This window comes from Nonomuraea indica (assembly GCF_002850745.1).
GTDB classification, from domain to species: domain Bacteria; phylum Actinomycetota; class Actinomycetes; order Streptosporangiales; family Streptosporangiaceae; genus Nonomuraea; species Nonomuraea indica.
This window is the reverse complement of record NZ_KZ559475.1, coordinates 319752-326772: the sequence shown is the minus strand read 5'-3', so window position 1 is coordinate 326772 and position 7021 is coordinate 319752. Positions and strand designations below refer to the sequence as shown.

Sequence of the window (7021 nt, the reverse complement as noted above, 5' to 3'; positions counted from 1 at the left end):
ATCAAGTCCGGCTGGTTGCAACGAGCCTGTGACCTGGCCTTTCAGGATGGAAATGGCTCCCTGCACCGCGCGGGAGGCAGGCGCTCGGTGGGCCCCTCGTGCGAAGGAGAACACCTCCATGCCGCTGCCGAGCGGCGGCACCTGGCCGCCCCAGCACCTCCAGCCGATCTACAACCACTACGGCATGCTCGACGCCTGGTACCAGGGCGACCCCGACCGGCTCGCCGCCATCTACCAAGACCCGACAAGGTCGCAGACGCAGCCGGCCAACCACCCGTGGCAGTACCGCGGCGGCGTCACCGGCTTCATCGGCCGGATGTTCTGGGGCCAGCCGACCCCGCAGGGCGAGAAGCGCTCCAAGCTCCACGTGCCCGTCGCCTCCGACATCGCCACCATGAGCAGCGACCTGCTGTTCTCGGAGCCTCCGTCCATCACCGTGGACAACCCGGCCACACAGGAGCGCATCGACGAGCTACTCCCGAGCCTCCAGGCCACCCTGCTCGAAGGGTCCGAGGTCGGCGCGGCGCTCGGCGGCTACTACCTGCGCACCGTGTGGGACACCCAGGTCGCCGAGAAGCCGTGGCTCGCCGCCGTGCACGCCGACGCAGCCGTCCCCGAGTGGCGATGGGGCCGACTGTGGGCGGTCACGTTCTGGCGGGTCATCGACCAGCCCGACGACAAGACGTGCCTCTTCCACCTGGAGCGGCATGAGCCCGGCGCCATCCTCAACGGCCTCTACCAGGGCTCGATCGGGTCGCTCGGCAAGCAGCTGCCGCTCACCGCCCACCCCGAGACCGCCAGCCTGGCCCGCGTCATCCCGACCGGGTTGACCAGGTGCACGGCGTCGTACATCCCGAACATGCGGCCGAACAGGCTGTGGCGGAACTTCCCGGCCGGCGCCAACCTCGGCCGCTCCGACTTCGACGGGCCCGTCCTGCAGCTCATGGACAGCCTGGACGAGACGTGGACGTCTTGGATGCGCGACATCCGCATCGGCAAGGGCCGCGTCCACGTCCCCTCCTCCTACCTGCAGAGCATGGGCCAGGGGCAGGGCGCGTACTGGGATCCGGACCGCGAGATCTACGAGGCGATGAACGTCCTCGGCGGCGACGACCGCATGGAGATCTCGGCGACGCAGTTCGCGATCCGCGTGGTCGAGCACCGCGACACCGCGGCCGAGCTGCTCGCCGCCATCCTCCGCGCCACCGGCTACAGCGCCCAGTCGTTCGGCCTGTCCGGCGAGGTCGCGATCACCGCGACCGAGGTGGCCGCGAAGGAACGTCGCTCGCTCACCACGCGCGGACGGAAGGCGCTCTACACCTCGCCCGAGCTCGCCCAGGCGATCGAGACCCTCCTCGCGCTGGAGGCCAAGCTCGGCTTCAAGGGCTCCGTCGAACCGGAGCTGCCGACCGTCGTCTTCGGCGACAGCGTCTCGCCGGACATCATGCAGCTCGCGCAGACCGCCGAGCTGATGCGCCGCGCCGAGGCCGCCAGCGACGAGACGCTCGTCCGCATGCTGCACCCGGACTGGGACGAGGACCAGGTGCAGGCCGAGGTGCAGGCGATCGGCGACGCCCGGCCCGACCCCCTCGCCGACCTGGGCGCGTTCGGCCAGCCGCCGGCACCCGGCGACAAACGGCCGGAGGACGACCAGGAGGAGCGGCCGCCGCCCAGGGAGGAGTAGCCGATGGCCGCGCCCACCGTCGACGACCTCGTCACCACGCTGCTCGACCTCTACACCGGGGTCGAGCAACGCATCGCCCGCGACATCGCCACCTCACTCCAGGCCGGGCTCGACTCCCCGGACTGGGCCGCCGACAAGCTCGCCGCCCTCGGCCAGCTGCGACAGCGAACCGAACGCGTCCTCGCCCGGCTCGGCCAGGAGTCCGACGACCGGGTGCGGCAGGTGATCGCGCTCGCGGCGCAGCGCGGCGGTCAGCAAGCTCTGCGCGAGCTGCACATCCAGGCTGACGCGCCGCTCCCGGACCTGGCCCGCATCGTAGAGGCGATCCCGGGCGTCGGCGCCCTGGTACGGCTCGCCCGCGAGCTGGCCCTCACCCTGCGCTCCACCCACGTGCAGATCCTGCGGTGGGCGCTCGACGTCTACCGCGAGGTCATCGCCCGCACCGCGCTGCCCGACGTGCTGCTCGGCGTGCAGACGCGGCGGCAGGCGGCCCAGCGCGCGTGGGAGCAGTTGCTCGACCGCGGCGTGACAGGCTTCCAGGATCGGGCCGGCCGCCGATGGCAGCTCGCCTCTTACGTCGAGATGGCCGTCCGCACCGGCGCCCTCCAGGCCATGCGGCAGGCCCACGCCGACCGCCTGGCCGACGAGGGCGAAGACCTGGTCATCGTGTCGGACTCGCCGCGCGAGTGTGGTCTGTGCCGGCCGTGGGAACGCAAGGTGCTCTCTATCTCAGGGCGTGCCGTCGGCCGTGTCCAGGTGGAACACGCCACCGAGGACCGCATGATGACCGTCACCGTGTCGGCGTCGCTCGCCGCCGCCCGCGTCGCTGGGCTGTTCCACCCGAACTGCACTCACTCCGTCTCGGCGTACCTGCCCGGCGTCACGAAGGTCGGCAGCGCCGACCACGACCCGGCCGGGTACGAGGCGAAGCAACGGCAGCGCGCGATCGAGCGGCATATCCGCCGCTGGAAGCTTCGCGCGGCCGGGGCGATCGACCCGGCCGCCAAGCGCAAGGCCGACGGCAAGGTGCGCAAGTGGCAAACCGCCCTACGGCAGCACATCGCCGAGCACGGCCTCAAGCGCTTGAGATATCGCGAGCAGGTCGGCCGAGCCCGCTGAAGTTCCGCCACCACCGTGGCGGCCGGCCCGCACGGGCCACCCCACCGATCCCGCACGGGAGAGTCACGCATGTCCGAGAACACCCCCGAGCAGCCCACACCCGCCACCGGCGACCCGAACACTCCTCCGCCGGCGCCGCCCGCCGACCAGCAGCCGCCCGCGCCTCCTGCACAGGAGACCGAGGTCGACTGGAAGGCGATGGCTCGCCAGTGGGAGAAGCGCGCCAAGGAGAACAGCAAGGCCGCCGACGAGCTCGACAAGCTGCGCAAGGCCAGCATGTCCGAGCAGGAGAAGGCCGTCGCCGAAGCCGAGGCACGCGGCAAGACCACGGCCGCGCAGGAGTACGGCCACCGCCTGGCCGCCGCCGAGTTCCGGGCAGCCGTCGCAGCCAAGGGGCTCAACCTCGGCGAGGCTGCCGACCTCATCGACAGCACGAGGTTCGTGGACGACAAGGGCGACGTCGACGAGCAGGCGATCAGGAAGGCCGTCGACAAGCTGTCCAAGATCCTTACCCCGAAGGCCCCATCGTCGTCGGGCGGTGACTTCGGTGGCGGCAACGGCGGCGGCACCCCGCCCAAGAACCTCGACGCCCAGATCGCCGAGGCGCGCGCCAAGGGCGACTGGCGGCTGGTCATGCGGCTGGAGAACAGCAAGCTCGCCGCCGCTGAAGCACAGCAGTAACCACCAACGGGCAGGCGGCCCAGCGCCGCGCCCCCAACCAGACAAGGAGTGACCCATGGCTGGGATCACCGCGCTGGGCACGACCTACAACCTGCCCAACTACACCGGCATCCTCCACCAGCTCACCCCGTCCGACACCCCGTTCTTCTCCGCCATCGGCGGCCTGTCCGGTGGCGGCCAGACCGACTCCATCGAGTTCGAGTGGCAGACTTTCGACCTGCGGACGGCCGCACAGACGACCCGCGTCGAGGGTGCAGAGGCGCCCACGGAGGAGGAGCGCGTCCGGGCGAACGTGTCCAACATCGTCCAGATCCACCAGGAGACGGTGGGCGTCTCCTGGACGAAGCTCGCCGCGACTCAGGCGAAGGCCGGCATCAACAGCTCCGAGCGCAACACCATCGTCAACGAGCTCGACTGGCAGGTCGAGCAGATGCTGAAGCAGATGGTCCGCGACATCGAGTTCAGCTTCATCCAGGGCACCTACGCCAAGCCGGCCAACAACACCACTGCGCGGCAGACGCGCGGCATCCTGCCCGCGATCACCACGAACGTGATCACCAACGGCACCGCCGCTGCGCTGAGCGAGGACATGGTGCTCGACCTGCTCCAGATGGTGTGGGAGAACGGCGGCATCCAGGAGGCCGACACCGCCACCATCATGGTCAACGCCTTCCAGAAGCGGCAGCTGACCAACATCTTCATCACGCAGAAGAACTACCAGGAGGTCAGCCGCACCGTCGGCGGCGTCCGTGTCACCCAGATCGAGACCGACTTCGGCACGCTCAACATCATGCTGAACAGGCACATGCCCACCGCGCAGCTCGCGGTGGTCTCGCTGGAGCAGTGCATGCCGGTCTTCCAGGAGGTCCCGGGTAAGGGCCACTTCTTCGCTCAGCCGCTGGCCCTTACCGGTGCGAAGGAGCGGACCATGCTGTACGGCGAGGTGGGGCTCATGTACGGCAACGAGAAGGCTCACGGCAAGATCACCGGCCTGACCACCAGCTGACATGCCGACCTTCACCAGCGGGCGCTACCCGCACATGCAGGTCAACACCGTCCACGGCGTCGTGCGCTTCCGAGACGGCCGCGCCGAGGTGACCGAGGAGCAGGCCAATGTGCTGCGCGCCATGGACGCGGAGTACCAGCTGGCCGAGGAGAACGTGGGGGCGGATGGCCACGGGGCCGCCCCCACCACTCCCAAGAGGCGCACCACCAGGACCAAGGAGTAGTCGATGGCGCGCACAGCAGTCGCGGTCACCACGATGACGGAGGCCGGCATCAACCCGGCCGCCGTCGACGTGGCCGCCCAGCTCACCGACGGCAACAGCTTCCCCTGGGCGCCGCACCGGTTCGTGTTCGTGCTCAACGGCGACGACGCCGCGGTGACGCCCACCTTCGTCAACCCGTCCACCGTCGGCCCGTCCAACCTGGCGGTCGCCGACCTGCCCGGCGCGAGCATCCCGCCCGGCGAGTACAAGGTCTACGGCCCGTTCGACCCGTCGTACCGGCAGGCGGACGGATCGGTGTGGATCGACTGGGCCGGGACCACCCCGGCCAACGTCACGGTCGCTGTCCTCGACGCGGCCTGACCCTGCAAGCGTGCGGGTGGGCCGGGTTCGTGAGGGTGCGCTGCCCGCCCGCGCTTACACCACCACCTCGTGAGGGGGTACAGCATGGCGTACGCGACCGTCGACGACCTGGTGCCCACCTACGTCTCCTCGGCTCCGGCCAACGTGGAGCTGCTGTTGACGCGTGCCTCCCGCGCGGTCGACCGGGCGCTCCTGGCTGCCGTGTACGACGTTGACGACCCCGACGTGGTGACCGCGTTGCGGGACGCCACCTGCGAGCAGGTCGCTGCCTGGGTGGAGGCCGGCGAGACCGGCACCGGCGCCTCGGCGGAGTACGGGGACGTGCAGATCGGCTCCGTACGGTTGGCCCGCGGCACGCGCGGCTCCTCGAACGGCGGGGCGGGTGGTGGAGGCTCGGCCGCCACTCGCCTCGCACCACAGGCATGGGCGGTCCTGCAGCAGGCGCGGCTGACGGGCCACGAGCCGTTCACCTACCCCATGCACGGGCCGGGCGATGGGTAGCGTTCCGGCCTTCCTCCTTCGTCACACCGTGACGATCGAGCCCTGCGAGGGAGAGGGCCCGTTCGGCGCCGAGTACGGCGACCCGGTGGTGGTGCGCTGCTTCGTCGACGACCGCCTCCAGAAGGTGCTCAACAACGAGGGCGAGGAGATCGTCGCCCGCACCGTCATCTACATGCCGCTCGACACCACATGCCCGGTCGGCTCCAGGGTCACGGTGAACGATCGCCAGGCGCTCGTCATCGCGGCTCTGCGGCGGGACGGCGGCGGCCTCCCCACCCCCGACCACCTGGAGGTGGCGCTGCAGTGACCAGAGCACGCCTCAAGCTGAACACGAAGCAGATCAAGGCGAGGGAGCGCGCCGGTGCGGTCCGCGGACTACGTAAGGCCGTCAACCACCTGCACGACGTCTCCACCGCGGTAGCGCCGATCGAGGAGTCGACGCTCATCAACAGCGCGGTGCCGAGCGTGGACGCCGCCAACCTGCGGGGCGCCGTCTCATACGACACCGTCTACGCCGTCCGCCAGCACGAAGAGCTGACCTGGCGGCACGACCCGGGCCGGCAGGCCAAGTACCTGGAGGAGCCGCTCAACACCGAGTCGCAGACGATGCTGGCGCTGGTCGCGGCGCAGATCCGGCGGGCGCTCCGCTAGCAGTACCACTTGCCGCGGCAGAACCGCGATTCGCCTCCGTCGTTGTCACCGATGTTCACGTCGAAGTCGGTGTTGCCGTTGTCCGTGCCGGTTGTGCCACCGTCGAGGTTGTAGCCGATCACGAGACGGATCTTCTGCCCGAGCTTCAACGGTTTGCCTGGCTTCGGCGACTGCGCGATCACCAGGTCCTTGCCGTACGGCACCTTCTTACTCTGCTGGGATTCGTTCTCGACGGCAGCCTCGACCGGCTTGAAGAACCGCTCCGCCTTCGCCTCCGTCCAGCCGATGACCTTGGGCATCTTCTTCCACTTGCCGTACCAGGCTCGCTCTTCGCCGGTCGCCCAGGTGACGGCGACCTCGCCGAACTTCTCCACGACGGCGCCGGGCTTGGGCGACATGCGGAACACGATGCAGTCGGTCTTGTCGTCGCATGAGGCGATGGGTCCGATGCCCTGGTCGTCGATCCGCACATCCATCGACCGGCCGGTGTTCTCGACCTCGGTGAGGGTCTTGCCGACCAGGTCGGGGAGACCCGCAGCGCGAGCGGTTTCGGCGACTTTGGCAGCTTTCGTCGACTCGGATTCGTAGCCGAACAGCTGCATGCAGCCGCCGACAATCGCGAGCCCGACGAACGCTGTGAGACAGCCGGCGGCCTTGGAGTTGCTTGCCATGGTGCGCTCCCGTGCTGGTTTGGATCGGTCCCCGAGCCGTCACGGTAAACGCACGAGTGGCATAGATAGTGGCCAACCGCCGGAATTCCCTTTACGTGCGATGACGGAACTAGGCATTCGGGCCA

General features: G+C 69.5%; 10 protein-coding genes. 9 read left to right on the top strand and 1 reads right to left on the bottom strand.

The window, feature by feature from the left end; all coding sequences use genetic code 11:
* The first annotated feature begins 118 nt into the window (after positions 1 to 118).
* From CXR44_RS25620 to CXR44_RS25580, 9 genes are all read left to right on the top strand, one after another.
* On the top strand, positions 119 to 1684 hold the full coding sequence (locus CXR44_RS25620) for a hypothetical protein (RefSeq protein WP_101788657.1): 1566 nt from the start codon (positions 119 to 121) through the stop codon (positions 1682 to 1684).
* 3 nt (positions 1685 to 1687) lie between these two features.
* A complete protein-coding gene (locus CXR44_RS25615; RefSeq protein WP_101788656.1) occupies positions 1688 to 2803 on the top strand; it encodes a phage minor capsid protein in 1116 nt (371 codons plus the stop codon).
* Between the two features lie 69 nt (positions 2804 to 2872).
* Entirely contained in the window at positions 2873 to 3484 is a 612-nt protein-coding gene (locus CXR44_RS25610; RefSeq protein WP_101788655.1) for a hypothetical protein, read from the top strand.
* A 55-nt stretch (positions 3485 to 3539) separates the two neighbouring features.
* A complete protein-coding gene (locus CXR44_RS25605; protein WP_101788654.1) occupies positions 3540 to 4490 on the top strand; it encodes an SU10 major capsid protein in 951 nt (316 codons plus the stop codon).
* 1 nt (position 4491) lies between these two features.
* The gene (locus CXR44_RS25600) at positions 4492 to 4713 is read left to right on the top strand and encodes a hypothetical protein (protein WP_101788653.1); all 222 of its coding nucleotides are present in this window, start codon (positions 4492 to 4494) and stop codon (positions 4711 to 4713) included.
* Positions 4714 to 4716: 3 nt separating this feature from the next.
* A complete protein-coding gene (locus CXR44_RS25595) occupies positions 4717 to 5073 on the top strand; it encodes a hypothetical protein (RefSeq protein ID WP_101788652.1) in 357 nt (118 codons plus the stop codon).
* 84 nt (positions 5074 to 5157) lie between these two features.
* The gene (locus CXR44_RS25590) at positions 5158 to 5574 is read left to right on the top strand and encodes a hypothetical protein (protein WP_101788651.1); all 417 of its coding nucleotides are present in this window, start codon (positions 5158 to 5160) and stop codon (positions 5572 to 5574) included.
* Positions 5575 to 5602: 28 nt separating this feature from the next.
* Positions 5603 to 5881, top strand: a complete 279-nt coding sequence (locus CXR44_RS25585; RefSeq protein ID WP_101788650.1) for a hypothetical protein — start codon at positions 5603 to 5605, stop codon at positions 5879 to 5881.
* On the top strand, positions 5878 to 6225 hold the full coding sequence (locus CXR44_RS25580) for a hypothetical protein (protein WP_101788649.1): 348 nt from the start codon (positions 5878 to 5880) through the stop codon (positions 6223 to 6225). Before CXR44_RS25585 ends, CXR44_RS25580 begins: the two co-directional genes overlap by 4 nt.
* Here CXR44_RS25580 and CXR44_RS25575 read toward each other — a convergent pair.
* Positions 6222 to 6896, bottom strand: a complete 675-nt coding sequence (locus CXR44_RS25575; protein WP_101788648.1) for a PASTA domain-containing protein — start codon at positions 6894 to 6896, stop codon at positions 6222 to 6224. The two genes, CXR44_RS25580 and CXR44_RS25575, sit on opposite strands and share 4 nt — an antisense overlap.
* Between the last annotated feature and the right edge of the window lie 125 nt (positions 6897 to 7021).